Source organism: Herbidospora cretacea (assembly GCF_001570605.1).
Classification (GTDB): domain Bacteria; phylum Actinomycetota; class Actinomycetes; order Streptosporangiales; family Streptosporangiaceae; genus Herbidospora; species Herbidospora cretacea.
Genome location: NZ_BBXG01000007.1, coordinates 326,084 through 343,761 on the forward strand (window position 1 = coordinate 326,084; position 17,678 = coordinate 343,761).

A 17,678-nucleotide genomic window follows, 5' to 3' on the forward strand; every position below is an offset into this window, starting at 1 on the left:
CCTCCCGCATATCCGTCGTTGACCAGCCCGGACGGCCGATCTTTGACCTTTCCGGCTCCTTGACCGCTAGCATGCGCAGGATGTCCGGTACGTCCACCAAGGCCGCCCGCCTGCCCCTCGACGCGTTACGGATCGCCGGGTCGTGCGCGCTGCCGCTCGTCATGTGGTTCTCGCTCGGCCGGTTCGTCCGCTGGGGGCTGCTCTACGCCGCCGCGCACCTGTCGCACGGGTCGTGGTACCAGCTGCGGCTGGTCGGCGTGATCTTCATCTTCACGCTGGTCGTCATGGTGTCGCTGGCGACCGTGGTCGGGATGCTCTACACCGTCCGGGGGGCGCTGGCCGAGACCAGGGCCCGCCGCGAGGGCGAGGAGGCCCAGGAGACGATCTTCGGGGCGCTCAACCGGACCGCGCTGGCCTTCGCCGGTCTGTACATGACCTGGGGCCTGGTCGACCAGGACATGCGCGACTTCGAGAACATCGACCGCACCCTCAACCCCGACCAGCAGATCGTCGACCAGGCCCAGGGCGTGCAGAGCACGATCGGAGACGGCCTGACCGGGCTCGACGTGCGGATCTCGGTCGCCGCGATGCTGGTGGCGTACGGGATCAAGTGGTTCGCCGGCCGCCGCCACGAGAACAAGCCGGGGAAGTTCACCGGCATCCTGACCACCTTCGGCGAACTGGCCTTCGTCTTCTACGGCCTGACCGCCACCGTCGCCGCCCTGAAGTGGCGCGAGGACTGGATCGAGCACCGGGCCCTCATCGTGGGAGTCAGCGACGCGACCGAGGACGTGCGCGAGTCGCCCTTCTTCGAATGGCTCGGCGACGTGTGGCCGCTGTTCATCGAGGCGCTGGTGCTCCCGCTGGCCTGGCTGACCGTCGGCATCCTCGTGTACGGCGCCTACGCCGAAGACACCCAGACCACGATCAGGGGCACCCGCCTGGAGGCCGTCGGCGCGCGCGTCGAGCGCAGCCACAACTGGACCCAGGTCACCCTGGCCAAGCTGACCGGCGGGTTCACCTCCCGCTGGATCCCGCTGCTCAACTCCCTGCGCCTGACCGTCAAGGGCGGCCCCGCCCTCTTCGGCCTGTACGCCCTGCTCTACGTCGGCCTCCACGTCGGGGGCGGCTACCTGAACCGCTTCCTCGACTACCTGGTGGCCGGCGAGCCGTATCTGTGGCTCGTCACCAGCGTGCCGACGACGTTCGTCGCCGACCTGCTGGTGACCGTGCTGTCGATGTGCCTGATCGCGGCCACCTATGACCTGGCCGCGACCCGCAAGCGGCTAACGGAGGAACCGCAGGACGTCGAGGTCGGGGTCTAGGTCCTGGGTCAGCTCCTCGGTCGGGGTGTCCGAGCGGTAGCCGGTGGGGCGGAGGAACACCTCGGCCTTGTCCGCGACACCGCTGGGCACGACGGCGTAGATCTCGATCGGGAACGCCTTGCCGACCTGGTCGTCCGACTGGTCGGTCGGGGTGGCGTTGTTCAGCACCTCGGTCCGCCACGAGCGCCCGGCGCCGTCGCGGACCTCCACCCCGGGCAGGCCTGTCAGGAAGGTGCCGTCGCGGTCGAGGGCGGTGCGGGTGACCATGATCTTGACCCACTGGCGGCCGGGCTTCTCTGCGGCCCCCGCCGGGTTGGCGATGGGCTCGATCGTCGTCCGCCAGGCGACGTGGTCGAACTCGTAGGTCTCGCCCGCCGGGACGATGTGGACGACGTCGGGCTCGCCGGTGGCGTACACGTAGGTCGACCAGTTGGCGGCGGCGGGCGCGCCGACGGCGAGCACCACCGAACCGGCCGCTCCGGCGAAGAACCGGCCCCAGCCCTTCTTCTTCCTCTCGGGCTCCGCGGGCTCCCGAGGGGGCGGCGGCGTCTCGCGGACCGGCGGATAGGGCTCCTCGAAGGCCGGTTCGGGCGCGGGGCGAGGCTGCGCGCGCGGCAGCGGACGCCCCGCCGCGATGGCCGGGAACGGCTGGGTGGAGAAGCCCTCGTCGTCCTCCTCCGGCGCAGGGGGAGGCGGGGGCGGCGGCCAGACCAGCACGTCGCTGGGCGGGGCCAGCGGCGGGATGTAGGACGGAATCATCTGCGGGAGCGGTCCCGAATAGGTGATGTCGTCGATCTCGGTCGGCTGCGACGGCGGCGGGGAAAACCAGTCGCGTGGTGGCTCTTGCTGGTTCACGTGCCCTCCGGGGCCAGCGAGTAGTGCTCCACCGGCGGCTCGCCGCCGGTCAGCCCGAGATCTATCTGTACGTCCGGGGCGAGGTTGTCCGCGGCGATCGCCGCGTCAGGCCAGCGCAGCACCAGCTCGGACCCCCGAAGCGCCTCCTTGGGCACCTCGAACACGAGCGGCGCGTCGATCCACCACCCCGCCTGCACCCACTTGCCGAGGAACGTGGCGTCTTCGGCCACCTTGTCGGTGACCTGGTATCTCTTGTCGCCCTCGGTCAGCAGCCAGGCGCCGGCCGGCCGGAACTGGATGGGCTCGCTCCGGGAGGTCGCCGAGACGTGCACGACGAGGAACAGGTTCCCCGTCTCGACGGTCGTGTCCGCGACGTCGACCGACGTCGCGACGGCCGTTTTGGTCACCTTCACCGAGAACCGGCTCGTGACGACCTCCTCGCCCAAGGAGCCCGAGCTGGTGACGTAGGTCTCGTCGTTGGGGGAGAGGGCGATGGTCTGCGTGTAGAGGGCCGCGGCGGCCAGCCCCAGCCCGAGCAGCAGCCCGGCCAGCCGCCGCAGGAAGCCGGGACGCCTGGCGCGCTTCCGGGCGCGGGCCGTCTCTCCAGGGGTCCGGGTGCGGGTCGCCACCATCAGGCCTCCTCCGGCCGGATCGGCAGGGTGACCTGGGCGATGACCTTGGGCTCGATGAGCTCCATCTCGTCCCCCGCCCCTGTCGGCAGGTCCTTGTCCGGCTCGATCTGCCAGTATTCCCGCGGGTCGCGGCGGCTGATCGGCTCTTCGACGAATCCGCCGACGTCGACGGTCACCTTGTCCGGGGGAGTGGCGCCCGGAGGGAGGTCGTAGCGGATCACGACGGTGTGGGTGATGCCCGGATGGAGCTGGTAGCTGCGCACCCCGTGGCTGACGACGCCGATCTGGGGGTAGGTGTCGGGCGGGCCGAGGGGCGGGGTGACCTTCAGGATCGTGGTGCCGAGCCGCCCGTAGCGGCTGACCTTGGCGCCGGTGGCCATCGCGCCGAGAGATTCGGTCTGGTCACCTTCGTTGGTGACCTTGAGTACTAATTCCACCGCGTGGCGGTCGCCCTCGGCAATGTCGACGGCCTTGACGAACTGGGTCTTGAGCAGCTTCTGATCGATGGTCGCCCCGGGCTGGTACTGCTTGGGCGGCGAGTCGGGCCGGTCGTTCAGCCCGCCCGTCCCGGCCGTCACCCCGAGCCCGGACACAGACAGCAGCGCCACCACGGGCACGAGCACCGGTCGCCGACTCATGGCAATGGATGGTAGTACGCCCACACGCGACCCATCCGCCGCAATCGTCCCTATCTTTGGTGGGAAACCCGTCCGAATGGCGAGAACCCTGCCCTGACAGGGTGGGAAGCTCCTACGCTTTCACCTTACGACGAATACGGAGGGGCCGGGCGCGACCATGGGCAGGCTGACCGACGCGCACCCCGAGCACGCGGAGCTGCGCGCCGACCGCATCTACCTCGGGTGGCAGTACCTTCTGCTGCACCCCGACCCCGGCCCGCCCCCGAAACGCCCGCCGCGCGACGACGCCGAACTGCCCCCGGATCGGGGTCCCGAACTCCTGCGGGCCGAACGTTTACAGGAAGACCTGTTGAACCGGCCGGTCAAGTTGCTCCGCAACGCCGTCGCCGGGCTCGCTGTGGTGGTCGCCCTGCTCGGGTTCGCGGGGGTGATCGGGTGGCCGTTCGTGGGCATGGCCGTGCTGGCCGCCGCCGGGGTCGCCGGGGTGTGCTCCTTCGCGATCAGCCAGGGCAACCGGGCCGTCCGGTTCCGGGTCCAGGAGCGCCTCGCCGCGGCCGAGCGCAGCCGGGCCAAGCGCGAACACGAGAACATCCGTCTCCAGGAGGAGCACGCCGAGCGCTACCGCGAGTGGGCCGAGCGCAAGGCCGTCTACGACAAGCAGATCAGCTGGTACGCCGTCGCCGTCCCCGACGAGATCGACCGCATCGACGTCGCCGGTGGCACGCTCCCCGGCTGGTCGGCCCTGCTCACCCTGATCGGCGCCACCCGCCTCTACAGCGGCGGCCACCTCACCGTGCTCGACCTGTCCGAGGGCGTGATCGCCAAGGACCTGATCGAGCTGGCCCGGCGCGGCGGCGACGACCCGCTCGTCTGGGTGCTCCCCTCCGACCTGCCCAAGCTCGACCTCGGGGCGACGCTCAAGCCCGAGGCGTTCGCCGACGTGCTGGCCCACGTGGTCAGCGTCAGCGAGGAGACCAGCCGCGACATAGGGTTCGACAACGCGATCCTCGAACGCGTCCTGGAGGTCCTCGGCGAGACCGCCACGATCAGCCAGGTCACCGCTGCCCTGCGGGCCCTCGCCCAGGTCGGCGACCCGCGCGACGACCTCAAGTCGGGCCAGCTCACCGCCATCCAGCTCGAACGCATCGGCACCCTCTTCGGCCGGGGCGTGGCCGACCGGGTCGTCATCGAACGCGCCTGGGCGCTGGAGTCGCAGCTGCGCAAGCTGGAGACCCTCGGCGCCGACGCTGTGCGGCTGCCCCCGGCGCGCTTACGCGTGGTCAGCATGGACCGCCAGGCCGGGGTGTTCGGCAACCGGGTGCTCGGCACCTACGTGGCGACCGCGCTGACCCACATCCTGCGGCAGTCGCCGGCCAGCGAACGCCCCTGGTACCACACGATCATCGTGGCCGGGGCGGACAAGTTACGCGGCGACGTCCTCGACCGGCTCATGGACGCCTGCGAGACGTCGCGGACCGGCCTGGTCCTCACCTACCGTGCCCTGACCCCGACCGTCAGGGAGCGGCTGGGGAGGGGCCACGCCGCGGTCGCGTTCATGCGCCTCGGCAACGCGGAGGACGCCCGGGTCGCCAGCGAGCACGTCGGCACCGAACACCGCCTGGAGCTCGCCCAGCTCACCGAGTCGGTCAGCTCCGCCGTCAACGGGACCAGGGGCAGCTACACCTCGACGGTGGGCGAGGGGCGCACCGGGCAGGGTGCCCTGGCCGAGGGCGATCTGAAAGAGGGCATCACCGAGTCGACCGAGTGGGGCCGCAGCGCCGGATCGGTCACCGAGGGCGTCATGCAGCGGTCCCGGGAGTTCCTGGTCGAGCCCCACCAGCTGCAGCAGCTCCCGACCACCTCGGTCATCGTCACCCACGCCACCTCCGAGGGCCGGGAGGTGCGGCTCGCCGACGCCAATCCGGCCATCCTGACCTTCCCGAAGACCACGCTGGAGGAGGTCAAGTCGCTGCGCGCGACCCCTCCCGTGGTGCCCCCCGAACCCGACCTGGACGCGCCGCCGCCGAACCTCGGCCCGCCCCCGCCCCGGCTTGACTGGCGCAAGCCCTGAAGCGAGCAACGCGCAGGTAAGAGGTTCGTCAACGGGGATGTGTGAGCATGATCGGCAAAGGACCGTGAAAGCCTGGCAGAGAGGGGTCTCATGCAACCGTTCCCCCTGAGCGGGCCGTGGTATCGGATCCAGGCGATCACCGCTCCCTCGCGTACGTCGTCGGCCGAGTGGGATTTCGTCAACGTGCTGCCCGCCGTGCTGTCCGCGGCGCAGCGTGACCGGCCCTTCGTCATCGGCTGGCTGTCCCGGGGTTCCGGGGCGCCGCTCGAACTGATCACCAACGCGGGTCCGCTGACCCCGCCGCGCGCCCCGCGCCGGGCCGCCGTCGCGGCGATCGAGGTGGTGCCGACCGGGCCGCAGCCGCTGCTGTTCCCCGGTGGCGCCCGGGGCGTCGAGATCGGCGACGACTGGCTGGCCGACCTCGCCGACCTGGTGTGGACGCCCTGTCCGGGCCGCCAGGCCCCGCCCCTGAACGGGCGGCGCGAGCCGGAGCCCGACGAGCCGAAGCAGCCGACCCTGTTCGAGTCGACCCTCACGACGCTGATGTCGCGCCCGTTCGGCTGGGTCGTCGTCGCCGAGCCGACCGACGCGCTCGACGCCGAGGTCGCCCACCTGCGCACCCAGCTCAACGTGCTGCGCCAGTACGGCGACGCCTCCGAGCGCTCCCGCTACGACGCCGAGCGCGCCGAACGCCGCATGCAGGAGCTCGACGCCTTCCGCGAGGCGGGCCTGTGGAACGTCCGGGTCCTGGCGGGCGCGGCGGGCCAGGAGGAGCTCCGCCAGATAGCGCCGGTGCTGGTCGGCTCGGTGGAGATGAGCCACCACCCCTACCGCCTGCGCAGCGCGATGGCGGGCCCGGCCCGGCCGACCGCCCAGGAGCCCGTCTACACCTTCACCGAGGCCCTCAACGTCAACTTCCAGGACCCGACCGACAGCGCCGCCGCCCCCTTCGCCGCCACGGCGGGCGCGCTCGCGGCCCTGGCCGGGCTGCCGAGACGCGAGGTCCCGGGTGTGCGCGTCCTCGACACCGGCTTCTTCGACGTCACCAGCGAGGCCGACTCGACCGGCGGCGACATGCTCGACCTGGGTGCGATCGTCGACGGCCAGGACCGTGCCGTCGGCACCTTCCGCGTCCCGCTGGCCACCCTGAACCGGCACGCCTTCGTCACCGGCGCGACCGGCTCGGGCAAGTCGCAGACCGTGCGCCACCTGCTCGAACAGCTCACCAAGGCGGGCATCCCGTGGCTGGCCATCGAACCGGCCAAGTCCGAGTACGCCGCCATGGCCGGACGCATCGAGGGCCTGGCCCCGCTGACCGTGATCAACCCGTCGGCGCCGGGCGACGTGCCGTTCAGCGTCAACCCGCTGGCCCCCGAGCCGGGCTACCCGGTGCAGGCCCACATCGACATGGTCCGGGCCCTGTTCATGGCCGCGTTCGACGCCGAGGAGCCGTTCCCGCAGATCATGTCCCTGGCTCTCCAGCGGGTCTACGAGGCCAACGGTTGGGACGTCGTCACCGGCGGCGGCATCCCCGGCGCCGCCGTCCAGCCGCAGGTGCCGACCCTGGAGCAGCTCCAGCAGCACGCCCTGGAGGTCATCGAGGAGATCGGCTACGGCAACGAGGTCCAGGCCGACGTCGAGGGCTTCATCTCGCTGCGGCTGCGCTCGCTGCGGGTCGGCTCGGCCGGGCGCTTCTTCGAGGGCGGCCACCCCGCCGACATCGGCGGCCTGCTCCAGCGCAACGTGGTGCTCGCCATCGAGGACGTCGCCAACGACGAGGACAAGGCGTTCCTCATGGGCACCCTCATCATCCGCATCGTCGAGCACCTGCGGATGCGCGCCCGCCAGCAGAAGTCCTCCGGCCTGCAGCACGTCATCGTGATCGAGGAGGCCCACCGCCTGCTGCGCGACCGGGGCTCCCAGCGGGCCTCCACCCACGCGGTCGAGTTGCTCGCGGGCATGCTGGCCGAGATCCGCGCCTACGGCGAGGGCATCGTGGTGGCCGAGCAGATCCCCACCAAGCTCGTCTCGGACGTCGTCAAGAACACCGCGCTCAAGGTCGTCCACCGGCTGCCCGCCGAGGACGACCGGCTGCTGGTCGGGGCCGCGATGAACCTGTCGGAGGAGCAGTCGCGCCAGGTCGTGTCGCTCCAGCCGGGCTTCGCGGCGGTCTTCGCCGACGGCATGGACCGGCCGCTGCGGATCCAGGTGCCGCTGGGGGAGGACCGGGAGCAGGTGCGCCAGAGCCCCGCGCCGCCCATCAAGGGCCGCCGTTCGGCCGCGTGCGGGCGGGAGTGCCGTACCGGAAAGGCCTGCACGCTCTTCGAGGTCCGCGAAGCGGACCTGCTCGCCGTCGCGCCCGAGTGGGCGTGGCTGCGGATCTGGACCGACACCGTCGTCCTGGCGTTCGTCGCGAACCGGTCGCTGCCCGGCGTGCCGCGCATCCTGGCCGACATCTGGTCGGAGCTACCGACGCGACGCCGCGAATGCCTGCTCGCCACCCTGGTGGAGCGGAGCGTCGCCCGCCGCTCGTGGTCGCTGCGCACCTGGTTCGACCCGACCCTGCTGACCGAGAAGGCCGCCGAGGTGTCGGCCGGCCTGCTGGCCGGTTCGGGCGCGGGCGACAAGCCCGGCCCGGCGTGGGTGATCCCGCAGATCAGGTGGCTCCACGAGGTCGACCGCCTGTTCCCCTACGGCCACCCCGCGCCCAACCTGCGCAGCCCGGCCCCGTCGATGGAATACGCCCTTTTCGGTACGGACCCCTCAGGCCGCCCCTATCTCCACGCGGGCGTGAACGGGGGCGGCGTCGCGGTGGAGACCAGAACGGAGCTGCTCGGACACCGGGCCAAGGCGCTGCGCCACCACCCGCTGTCGATGGAGGTCGACCGCAACCGCGCGCTGGCCTGGCGGGTGATCCTCGGCGACGACGAGCACGAGGGCATCCAGCGGGACATCGCCATCGTCGCGGTCGGCGTCGAGCCCCGGGAGCGTATCCGGCATGTCGCCCACACGATGGGGGCGGCGTGGCTGGAAACGGTGCTTTCCTGGCCGCGCCGGTTCGTTCTCCCGTTCGACGGCGACACCCCGGCGGAGCTCTCCTTCACCGACCCCGTGCCCGCCGAGCGCGGATAGGATCACCGCATGAGTCAGTTGCCCTTGCGCGCCCAGCTCGCCAGCGCGCTCGGACGCACCGCCGCGACCCTCTCCCGGGCGACCGGGCGCGGCGACGGATCCGTCATCGGCGGCCGGGTGGGCCTCCTGCTGGAGCCCGACCTGCTCCGCCAGCTGGCCACCGAGAAGAAGCTCGCGCTGGTCAGCGCCACCAACGGCAAGACCACCACGACCCGCCTGATCGCCTCGGCGCTCCAGGAGTTCGGCGAGGTGGCCACCAACGCGTTCGGCGCCAACATGCCCGCGGGCCACGTGTCGGCGCTCTCGTCGCAGAAGAGCGCTCCTTACGGCGTGCTCGAGGTCGACGAGAAGTACCTGCCCGAGGTGCTCGACACCACCCAGGCCGGGGTCGTCACGCTGATGAACCTCAGCCGCGACCAGATGGACCGCGCCGCCGAGATCTGGCTGCTGGCCCAGAAGTGGCGGCGCGCCCTGGCCGGCCGGCCCGCCCACGTCATCGCCAACTGCGACGACCCGCTGGTGACCTGGGGCGCCTCCACAGCCGCCCGGGTGACCTGGGTCGCCGGTGGCCAGCGCTGGCACGAGGACTCGTGGTGCTGCCCCGAGTGCGGCGGCCCGCTTGACCGCGCCGAGGGCATCGTCAACGCCGACTGGGCCTGCCGCGAGTGCACGTTCAGCCGTCCCGAGCCCAACTGGATCCTCGACGGCGAAGACGCGATCGACCCCCGTGGCGACCGCTGGCGGCTCGACCTCCAGCTCCCCGGCACGGCCAACCGCTCCAACGCCGTCATCGCGCTGGCCACCGCCGCCGCCTTCGGCCTGGAGCCGCAGCGCGCGCTGCCGAGGCTGCGCGAGGTCAAGTCGGTCGCCGGGCGCTACACGACGGTCGAGCGCGACGGCCGCGTGATGAAGCTGCTGCTGGCCAAGAACCCGGCGGGCTGGCTGGAGGCGTTCGACGTCACCCGCGCCGAGCGCCCGATCATCCTGTCGGTCAACGCCCAGGGCCCCGACGGCCGCGACACCTCCTGGCTGTGGGACGTCGACTACCGCATCCTGTCTGGCCGCCACGTCTACGTGACCGGCGAGCGCCGCCTCGACCTGGCCCTGCGGCTCGACGTCGCGGGCGTGCGCTTCACCCTGGTCGACAACTTCGGCCAGGCCGTCGCCGCGCTGCCTCCGGGCGAGATCGACGTCATCGCCAACTACACCGCGTTCCAGTCGATCCGGACGGAGTTCGGCCGTGCAGTCTAGTCTCCGCATCGTCTGGATCTACCCCGACCTGCTCTCCACCTACGGCGACCAGGGCAACGTGCTCGTGCTGGAGCAGCGCGCCCGCAGCCGGGGCCTCCCGGTCGAGACGGTGCACGTGCGCTCGTCCGACCCGGTCCCCGAGCAGGGCGACATCTACCTGATCGGCGGCGGCGAAGACCGGCCGCAGATCCTCGGGGCCGAGCGGCTCCGGCGTGACGGCGGCCTCCAGCGGGCGATCCAGCGGGGCGCGTCCCTGCTGGCCGTCTGCGCGGGCTACCAGATCATGGGCTCGGTGTTCGGCGGCGAGGAGGGTCAGCCGGTGCCCGGCATCGGCCTGCTCGACATCAGCTCCGGCCGGGGCGAGCGCCGCTCGGTCGGCGAACTGGCCGCCGAGGTCGACCCGTCGCTGGGCCTGCCGACCCTGACCGGCTTCGAGAACCACATGGGCGTGACCCGCCTGGGGCCCGGTGTGACCCCGCTGTCCCGGACCCTCGTCGGCACCGGCAACGGCGACGGCACCGAGGGCTGCTTCGCCGGCAAGATCATCGGCACCTACCTCCACGGTCCCGCCCTCGCCCGCAACCCCGCGCTGGCCGACCTGCTGCTCCGCTGGGCCGCCGGCCCGCTGCCGCAGATCGACGACACCTGGTACGAACGCCTGCGGAACGAGCGCCTCGACGCCGTCCTCAAGCCGTAGGGCCGAGGTCGAACTTCCAGACGAACCCGTCCCAGGTCCCGGCGAACAGGTACGTCCGCCCCTCGTGGGCGGCCACCTCGAACCCCTCCGGGCCTGAGGTGGGCCCCTCGGCGGGCGGGCCGACCTGCTTTGCCGTGGTCAGGTCCCACTCGCGCAGGCTGCCGTCGTCCGCGCCGGAGAACGCGATCGTCTCGCCGCCGACGACGGCCAGCGCGACACACTTGACCGGGTCGGGCAGCCCGTCGCCCAGCGGGTGACCGATCGGCTGCTCGGCCGACAGGTTCCACAGGCGGGTTGTGCCGTCCTCACCGGCCGACAGGGCGACGGGGCGGCCGTCGGAGTGGCCCATGGTCAGGTTCCAGATGGTGCCGTCGTGGCCGCCGATGGGCGTCCCCGCAGGGTCGGCGGCGGTCAGGTCCCACCGCCGGACCAGCCGGTCGTCGCCCCCGGTGAGCGCCGTCAGCCTGCCGCCGACGTCGCCGATCGCGATGGCCTTGGGCGACATGGCCAGCGGCGCGCCGACCACCACGCCCTCCTGCTCGCCCGCCGTCAGGTCCCAGCGGCGGATCGTCCGGTCGTCGCCCGCGGTGAAGGCACAGGGCGTGCCGTCGACCGTCGCCAGCGCGAGGGCGTTGAGCCCGCCGGTCTCCTGCCCGGCGTTCAGCGCCCGGCCCTGCCCCGAAGCCAGCGCCCAGGTGCGGATCGTCCCGTCGGACGAGGCCGTCACCCCGACCCCCTCGCCGTGGACGTCGGCGATCCGGGCCGCGAAGACCGCCCTGCCGTGACCTTCGAGAACCCCGCCGATCCGCTCCCCGCTGACGAAGTCACGCAGATGGACGGTGCCGTCCTGACAGCCGTAGAGGACGGCGGGCCGCCCCCCGACCTTCCCGGAGGCGACCGACCAGACCGCCCCGTGGTCCCCCGCCAGCGGCCCCCCGAACAGGACCCCCTTACGCGCTTCAGGACCGCTCCCCAGCAGCCGAGGAGCCAGGACTGCTCCGGCCGCCACGACCGCCACCGACGAAAGAGAGACGAGCACAGCCCGCCGCGACCACAGGCCACCCCCGAACCGAGTGCTTCCGCGCTCCGCCGAGGGGCTCTCCCGCTTCTCCGAAGGGCTGCCCGCCTGTGTGAAGAGACTCTCCCGCTCCGCCGAGAGGCTCTGCTGCTTCCCCGAGAGGCTCTCCGCCTGTGTGGAGGGGCTCTCTCGCTCCACCGAGGGGCTCTCCTGCTTCGCCGAAAGGTTCTCCCCCAGTGCGGAGGGACTCTTCCGCTCCGCCGAGAGGCCTCCCGCCTTCATCGCCGGGCCAGCCGACCCAAATGCGGCCGGAGGGTTGCCGCCGGGGTTCGTCTGGGCTTGAGCCGGTGGAGGTCCGGGGGCAGAGGTGTGCTGCGTGCCGGTCGCCGGGGGTGCTGCGGTGGAGGTCGCCTGTGAGGCTGCGGCGCGAGGTTGCCCCTCGGAGGCCGTCTGGGTCTGCGGGGATGGAGGGCCGGTGCCGGGGAGCCCCTGCGGGTCGGCGGTGGGAGATCCTTTGCCGGATATTTCGTGATGGGGTGTCGTGCGTCCGGTGTTCGGTGCTGGGGAGGCTTCGGCGGCCAGCCATAAGCGGTGGAAATGCGCCGTCTCGCCTCTCAGGGCCTCGACGATCAATTCGAGGGCGCCCCATCTCGGGAGGCGTTCGCAGAGGATGACCGTTCTGGCCGACGTGTGGCTCATTCCGGTCTGTTTGGCGAGTTCGCGATAGCTCGGTTTTCCCGCGACGCGGTATTGCTCCTGGAGCCGTAAGCGCAGTTCGGCCAGCGGATCACCGGATGTCATTGTTGGTCCCGTCCCAGAACTAAGGGGACTTTCCCGTTCAAGGCCGAAGCCTAATGACAGCCGCGCCGCGTTAGTAGACCAGCGCCTGGACGCCTTCGTGAGTGATCTCCTCGACGAATGTGGGCGCCCCGGCGATGCGGATTCCGTCGATCACGTCGTCGAGCGTGATGCCGCGCCGGGCCGCGCACTGGGTGCACAGGGTCACCCGGCCGCCGGCCAGCACGGCGGCCAGCAGGTCTTCGAGCGGGGCCGCCTCGGCCAGTTTGAACTCCTCGGCCCGGCCGGGCAGGGCGAACCACGACGACTCGCCGGTCAGCCAGAGCGACACCCCGACCCCGCTCACGATCGCCGCGGCGGCGACGTTGAAGGCCTGGTTGCACCGCTCGGGGGCCTCGGCGCCCGCGGTCACTTTGATCACCAGTTGGCGTGCCATGCCCGCAGCCTAATCCCGCACTAGCCTTGTCGGCATGGACGTACATCCCGATCTTGAGCCGATCGCGTTCCTGCTGGGCCACTGGGAGGGCGCCGGGGTCATCGGCTATCCGACCATGGAGAGCGCCAACTTCGGCCAGGAGATCATTTTCGAGCACAACGGCAAGCCGTTCCTCAGCTATCGCAGCCGCACGTGGCTGCTCAACCAGGAGGGCGAGAAGGTCCGCCCCCTCGCCAGCGAGTCCGGCTTCTGGCGCGTCCAGCCGGAGCGCCAGATCGAGGTCATGCTGGCCCACCCCACCGGCATCATCGAGATCTACGTCGGCGAGGTCGTCTTCCACAAGATCGAGCTCATCACCGACGTCGTCGCGCGCACCGTCACCTCGAAGGACTACTCGGCAGGCAAGCGCCTCTACGGCCTGGTCAACGGCAATCTGATGTACGCCTACGAGATGGCCGCCGTCGGCCACCCCCTGCAGGATCACGCCTCGGCGGAGCTCAAGAAGGTCGCCGACTAGGATCGGGCGCCATGAGCACCCCGCTGACCGCCGACGCGGTCGAGGCGATCAAGAAACACATGAACGACGACCACGCGGCCGACGCGCTGCTGATCGTGCGGGCCCTGGGCGGCAAGCCCGACGCCACGGCGGCCCGCACGACCGACGTCGACACCGAGGCGATCCACTTCGAGGCCGACGGCGAGAAGATCGCGGTGAGATGGCCCGAGCCCATCGTCGAACGCGCGCAGGTGCGCAAAGAGGTCGTCGTGCTCTACCGGCAGGCCTGCGAGATCCTGGGTGTGGAGCCGAGAGGGCATTGAGAAACCCCGGGCGCGTTCCGCTCTTTTGAGCGGGCCGGCTGGACCAATGGGAAAGGGTCTGACCCCTACCCGCCGGCTGCCCGGGGTTCCGGTGTCTGCCTGGATCTGCGCTCTGACGCGCCGACCCGGAGCTGGTCCGGATCGGATGTCCTAGCGGACAGCCACCTCGCTAGCCCAATCATGACTAATCATTATTCGGACCACCTCCTTTCTGCGTGCTTCGTACGCTAGGCGCTCTTCTTCGGGGCGGGCAAGTCAATTACGCGTCGTAGGATCTCGGCATGACCGACACCTGGCACGACGAGCTCCGGGCCCGCGGCTACCGGGTCACTCCGCAGCGCCAGCTCGTCCTCGAGGCGGTCAGCGCGCTCACCCACGCCACGCCCGAGGAGATCTGCGCGAAGGTCCAGGAGACCGCGCGTGGCGTCAACATCTCGACCGTCTACCGCACGCTCGAACTCCTCGAAGAGCTCGGCCTGGTCACCCACACCCATCTCGGCCACGGCGCGCCGACCTACCATCTGGCGGCCGACGCCGACCACGTCCACCTGGTCTGCCGGGGCTGCGGGCAGATCATCGAGGCCCCTCCCGAGCTGGTCGGGGAGATGGTGGCCCGGCTCGACGAGGAGATGGGCTTCCAGACCGACGTCCACCACCTGACGATCTTCGGGCGGTGCCGCGACTGCCGCTGAGCGGGCTTAGCCTGAGGGTATGCGCAGTCCTCTGCTGGACCTCCCCGGAGCCGTCGCCGCCGCGTCCCCCGACGACGCCGTGGCCGCCCACTACGGCGACCCCTACGCCGAACAGCGCGCCCTCGCGGCGGGCCGGGCGGTGGTCGACCGGAGCAACCGTCCCGTGATCACGGTCGCCGGGCCCGACCGGTTGAGCTGGCTCAACAGCCTGAGCTCCCAGAAACTCGACGACCTGGCCCCCGGCGTGTGGACGCAGACGCTCTTCCTCGACCCGCAGGGGCGGCTCGAACACCACCTCCACCTGCGCGACGACGGCGAGACGACGTGGATCCATGTCGAGCCGGGCGCGGCCGAGGCGCTGGTGACGTGGCTGGAGAAGATGAAGTTCATGCTCCGGGTCGAGATCACCGACGTGTCGGCCGACTGGGCCGTGGTTTCCGGCGCCCCCGGCGACGACCGGCTGATCCCGCGCGCCGAGCTGGCCGACCAGGGGCCGATGGCCGGGCTGTGGGCCTATGAGGCGCTGCGCATCGAGGCGTACATCCCGCGCGTGGGCTTCGAGACCGACCACAAGACGATCCCCCACGAACTGGGGCTGATCGAGACGGCGGTCCACCTGAAGAAGGGCTGCTACCGGGGCCAGGAGACGGTCGCCCGCGTCCACAACCTGGGCCACCCGCCCCGGCGGCTGGTCTTCCTCCACCTCGACGGCAGCGTCGACGAGCTCCCGCCCCACGGCACTCCCGTGACGCTCGGGGTCAGCACTCCCCTGGAGGCCGACCCGGAGGCCGCCGTCGACGGCTCGGCCACGCCGGGACAGATCGGGTTCATCGGATCGTCGGCCCGCCACCACGAGCTCGGGCCGATCGCCCTCGCGGTCGTCAAGCGCACTGTCCCGGTCGACATCGACCTCGTGGCGGGCCACGTCGCCGCCAAGCAGGAAGTCGTCGTGCCGCCGGATGCGGGTCGCAACGTCCAGGTCGACCCGGAACTGAGGCGCCAGGCCGCGCGGATGGCCCGCGAACGCTCGGCCAAGCGCCCGAACCTGATGTGAGCGGGCAGCGCTTCTGAAGTAGGTCGGGCGTCGACGTGAGTGTTTGGCCGGACGCCCGGACCTGAGCGGGTAGCGCTTCTGAAGTAGGTCGGGCGTCAGCGTGAGTGTTTGGCCGGACGCCCGGACCTGAGCGGGTAGCGCTTCTGAAGTAGGTCGGGCGTCAGCGTGAGTGTTTGGCCGGACGGCCGGACCTGAGCAGGCAGCGCTTGTGAAGTGGGCCAGGCGTTGGCGAGCGCTTGGTCGGATGCCCCAACCCGAGCGGGTAGCGCTTCTGACATGGGCTGGCTCCAGCGTGAGGGCTCGGCCAACCGTCCCGAATAGATCAAGCGTCGAGCGGGGCGGCAACGTGGCGCTAACGTGCTCGGGTGGGACGCGCGCTGGTGTCGATTGTCATGTTGTGCGGCTTGTTCGCCTTGGTGGCCGCACAGCTTGTCGGGTTCGTCGTGCTGTTACGGGCGTTGCCGCCGGGGGCGACGCCGGTCGCCGGGTTCGTGTTCCTCACGCTGGTCATCTTCGGCTGGGCCGGCTCCCTGGTCGTCGCGCTGAGCCGAGGGCTGTGGCGGGCGTTGCGGCTGGGGGACGTGCGGTCGTCCGGCCCGGCCCTGGACGGCGATCAGGCTCCGGGGCTGTGGGCGCTGGTGCGGGAGGTGGCCGAGGAGGCCGGAACCCGGCCTCCGCATGAGGTCCGGCTCATGTCAGAGATCAATTTCCGGTACGCCCATGCCTTCCTGCGGGGCCGTCGCACGCTGTTCCTCGGTCTGCCGCTGCTCCAGTCGATCACGGTCGGCCAGGCCCGGTTCGGCCTCGCTCATCACCTGGGGCACTTCGCCGCCGGTCACACCCGGTGGGTCCGCGTCGTCGAACGGTGTGACGTGGCCATCGTCACCAGCGCCGAGGTGCTCCGCCCCACCAACCCGGCCAGTTGGGGGTTCAAGGCGTACAGATGGCTGTATGACCTGGTCGACGGCGTCTGCAGCCGTCGTTGGGAGCACCGCGCCGACGCGGTGGGCGTGCGGGTGGCCGGGACGGCCGACGCCGTCGGCGCGCTGCACGAGATCGCGGCGGTCCGCGAAGCCTGGGAGTTCTTCTGCGAGTTCCACCTGGTGCCGGGTCTCGAAGCGGGGAACAACGCCGCCGACATGTTCGGGGGGTTCGCCGAGTTCGTCGCCGCCCGTAAGGACGAGGTCGACGACCTGCGAGCCAGGCCGCTGGCCACCGCCGGGAAGTGGTGGGACACCTATCCGTCTCCGGCCCGTCGCGCCGCCGTGATCACCGCGCGGTTCCCCGACGTCGTCGTACCGTCTGACGGACGTTCCGCCGCGTCGCTGATCCTCGACCCCGTCGCCGCCGGGAAGGCGGTGCAGGAGGCCGACGGCGACCCCCACGGCCGCCCGCTCCTGGAGTGGCCGGAGTTCACCCACGCGGCCGTCACCGCCCGGCTCGCAGGCGAGGCCGCCGGGATCCTCGATGCCATCGGCCTCACCGGGCCGGGGCTGCCCGGGGTGCTGCGGATGCTCGAAGACGGACGCCTCGACGACCTCGCCCGGCCGCTGTTCCCGGACGCCGCACCCGGGGAACCGCCGGACCTGTTCCTGACGCCGCTGGAGGTGCTCATGAATCTCGCCGCCGTCCGGGCGGGACAGGCCACGTTCCGGCACTCCTGGACCGAACCGGCCGAACTGTTCGCGCCCGACGGAAGCCCCCTCGATCTGTCGGGGGTGGCCGAACGCGCGATCACCGACCCGCGTGGCGCCACCACGGAACTGGCCGCGCTCGGCATTGGGATCTGGCGGGCGTGAAACGGGTCAGACGTCGATGACCAGGGTGATCGGGCCGTCGTTGATCAGGGCGACCTTCATGTCGGCCCCGAAGCGGCCCGTCTCCACCCTCGCGCCGAGGTTGCGGAGCTCCTCCTGGACCGCGGTCACCAGCGGCTCCGCGACGGGACCGGGGGCGGCGGCCTGCCAGGTCGGGCGGCGGCCCTTCCTCGTGTCGGCGTAGAGCGTGAACTGGCTGATCACCAGCAGGGGCGCGGCGATGTCGGAGCAGGACTTCTCGCCGTCGAGGATCCGCAGGCCCCACAGTTTGGCCGCCAGCTTCTTCGCCTCCGCCGGGCCGTCGGTGTGGGTCACCCCCACCAGGACCATGAGTCCCGGCTCGTCGATGGCGCCGACCACCGTCCCGTCGACCGTCACCGATGCCTGGCTCACCCTCTGGACCACCGCGCGCATGGCCGGATTCTGCCATGCCCTACAGTCGA

16 protein-coding genes are annotated in these 17,678 nt (G+C 71.3%); 10 read left to right on the plus strand and 6 right to left on the minus strand.

Going from position 1 to position 17,678, the window contains the following annotated elements; translation table 11 throughout:
- Positions 1 to 80: 80 nt before the first annotated feature.
- Positions 81 to 1,325 (plus strand): hypothetical protein, encoded by a 1,245-nt coding sequence (locus tag AW270_RS16070; RefSeq protein ID WP_157522070.1) that lies wholly within the window; start codon positions 81 to 83, stop codon positions 1,323 to 1,325.
- On the opposite strand, the gene AW270_RS16075 is transcribed toward AW270_RS16070, so the two are convergent.
- From AW270_RS16075 to AW270_RS16085, 3 genes are read right to left on the minus strand one after another with little or no spacing between them, the layout of a single operon-like run.
- Positions 1,287 to 2,180: a hypothetical protein gene (locus AW270_RS16075; RefSeq protein ID WP_061295142.1), complete on the minus strand. Its 894-nt coding sequence runs from the start codon at positions 2,178 to 2,180 to the stop codon at positions 1,287 to 1,289. The genes AW270_RS16070 and AW270_RS16075 overlap by 39 nt on opposite strands.
- Positions 2,177 to 2,812 carry a DUF4352 domain-containing protein gene (locus AW270_RS16080; protein ID WP_061295143.1) on the minus strand — a complete coding sequence of 212 codons (636 nt, stop codon included), beginning with the start codon at positions 2,810 to 2,812 and terminating at the stop codon, positions 2,177 to 2,179. Before AW270_RS16080 ends, AW270_RS16075 begins: the two co-directional genes overlap by 4 nt.
- A complete protein-coding gene (locus AW270_RS16085) occupies positions 2,812 to 3,450 on the minus strand; it encodes a hypothetical protein (RefSeq protein WP_157522073.1) in 639 nt (212 codons plus the stop codon). Before AW270_RS16085 ends, AW270_RS16080 begins: the two co-directional genes overlap by 1 nt.
- Positions 3,451 to 3,607: 157 nt before the next feature.
- On the opposite strand from AW270_RS16085, the gene AW270_RS16090 reads away from it, so the two are divergent.
- The 4 genes from AW270_RS16090 (at position 3,608) to AW270_RS16105 (ending at position 10,601) form a co-directional block, all read left to right on the plus strand.
- Positions 3,608 to 5,521, plus strand: coding sequence for a hypothetical protein (locus tag AW270_RS16090; RefSeq protein ID WP_245674727.1), 1,914 nt, complete (start codon positions 3,608 to 3,610; stop codon positions 5,519 to 5,521).
- Positions 5,522 to 5,611: 90 nt separating this feature from the next.
- Positions 5,612 to 8,653: an ATP-binding protein gene (locus AW270_RS16095; RefSeq protein ID WP_061295145.1), complete on the plus strand. Its 3,042-nt coding sequence runs from the start codon at positions 5,612 to 5,614 to the stop codon at positions 8,651 to 8,653.
- A gap of 9 nt (positions 8,654 to 8,662) precedes the next feature.
- Positions 8,663 to 9,904 carry a MurT ligase domain-containing protein gene (locus AW270_RS16100; RefSeq protein WP_061295146.1) on the plus strand — a complete coding sequence of 414 codons (1,242 nt, stop codon included), beginning with the start codon at positions 8,663 to 8,665 and terminating at the stop codon, positions 9,902 to 9,904.
- Entirely contained in the window at positions 9,894 to 10,601 is a 708-nt protein-coding gene (locus tag AW270_RS16105; protein ID WP_061295147.1) for a type 1 glutamine amidotransferase, read from the plus strand. Before AW270_RS16100 ends, AW270_RS16105 begins: the two co-directional genes overlap by 11 nt.
- Here the strand turns inward: AW270_RS16105 and AW270_RS16110 are convergent.
- Together AW270_RS16110 and AW270_RS16115 are read right to left on the minus strand one after the other, a co-directional pair.
- On the minus strand, positions 10,591 to 11,640 hold the full coding sequence (locus AW270_RS16110) for a WD40 repeat domain-containing protein (protein WP_157522076.1): 1,050 nt from the start codon (positions 11,638 to 11,640) through the stop codon (positions 10,591 to 10,593). The genes AW270_RS16105 and AW270_RS16110 overlap by 11 nt on opposite strands.
- An 850-nt stretch (positions 11,641 to 12,490) precedes the next feature.
- Complete coding sequence (locus AW270_RS16115; RefSeq protein ID WP_061295149.1) at positions 12,491 to 12,853, minus strand: DsrE family protein; 363 nt, start codon at positions 12,851 to 12,853, stop codon at positions 12,491 to 12,493.
- A gap of 34 nt (positions 12,854 to 12,887) precedes the next feature.
- Between AW270_RS16115 and AW270_RS16120 the strand changes: the two genes are divergently transcribed.
- From AW270_RS16120 to AW270_RS16140, 5 genes are all read left to right on the plus strand, one after another.
- Complete coding sequence (locus AW270_RS16120) at positions 12,888 to 13,370, plus strand: heme-binding beta-barrel domain-containing protein (RefSeq protein ID WP_061295150.1); 483 nt, start codon at positions 12,888 to 12,890, stop codon at positions 13,368 to 13,370.
- Positions 13,371 to 13,381: 11 nt separating this feature from the next.
- Positions 13,382 to 13,672 (plus strand): DUF2470 domain-containing protein, encoded by a 291-nt coding sequence (locus tag AW270_RS16125; protein ID WP_061295151.1) that lies wholly within the window; start codon positions 13,382 to 13,384, stop codon positions 13,670 to 13,672.
- Positions 13,673 to 13,953: 281 nt separating this feature from the next.
- Entirely contained in the window at positions 13,954 to 14,364 is a 411-nt protein-coding gene (locus AW270_RS16130; RefSeq protein ID WP_061295152.1) for a Fur family transcriptional regulator, read from the plus strand.
- Between the two features lie 19 nt (positions 14,365 to 14,383).
- A complete protein-coding gene (gene ygfZ, locus AW270_RS16135; protein WP_061295153.1) occupies positions 14,384 to 15,418 on the plus strand; it encodes a CAF17-like 4Fe-4S cluster assembly/insertion protein YgfZ in 1,035 nt (344 codons plus the stop codon).
- A 416-nt stretch (positions 15,419 to 15,834) separates the two neighbouring features.
- The gene (locus AW270_RS16140) at positions 15,835 to 17,217 is read left to right on the plus strand and encodes a M48 family metallopeptidase (protein WP_169807324.1); all 1,383 of its coding nucleotides are present in this window, start codon (positions 15,835 to 15,837) and stop codon (positions 17,215 to 17,217) included.
- A 6-nt stretch (positions 17,218 to 17,223) separates the two neighbouring features.
- Here AW270_RS16140 and dtd read toward each other — a convergent pair whose 3' ends face one another.
- Positions 17,224 to 17,649, minus strand: a complete 426-nt coding sequence (dtd, locus tag AW270_RS16145) for a D-aminoacyl-tRNA deacylase (protein WP_061295155.1) — start codon at positions 17,647 to 17,649, stop codon at positions 17,224 to 17,226.
- Between the last annotated feature and the right edge of the window lie 29 nt (positions 17,650 to 17,678).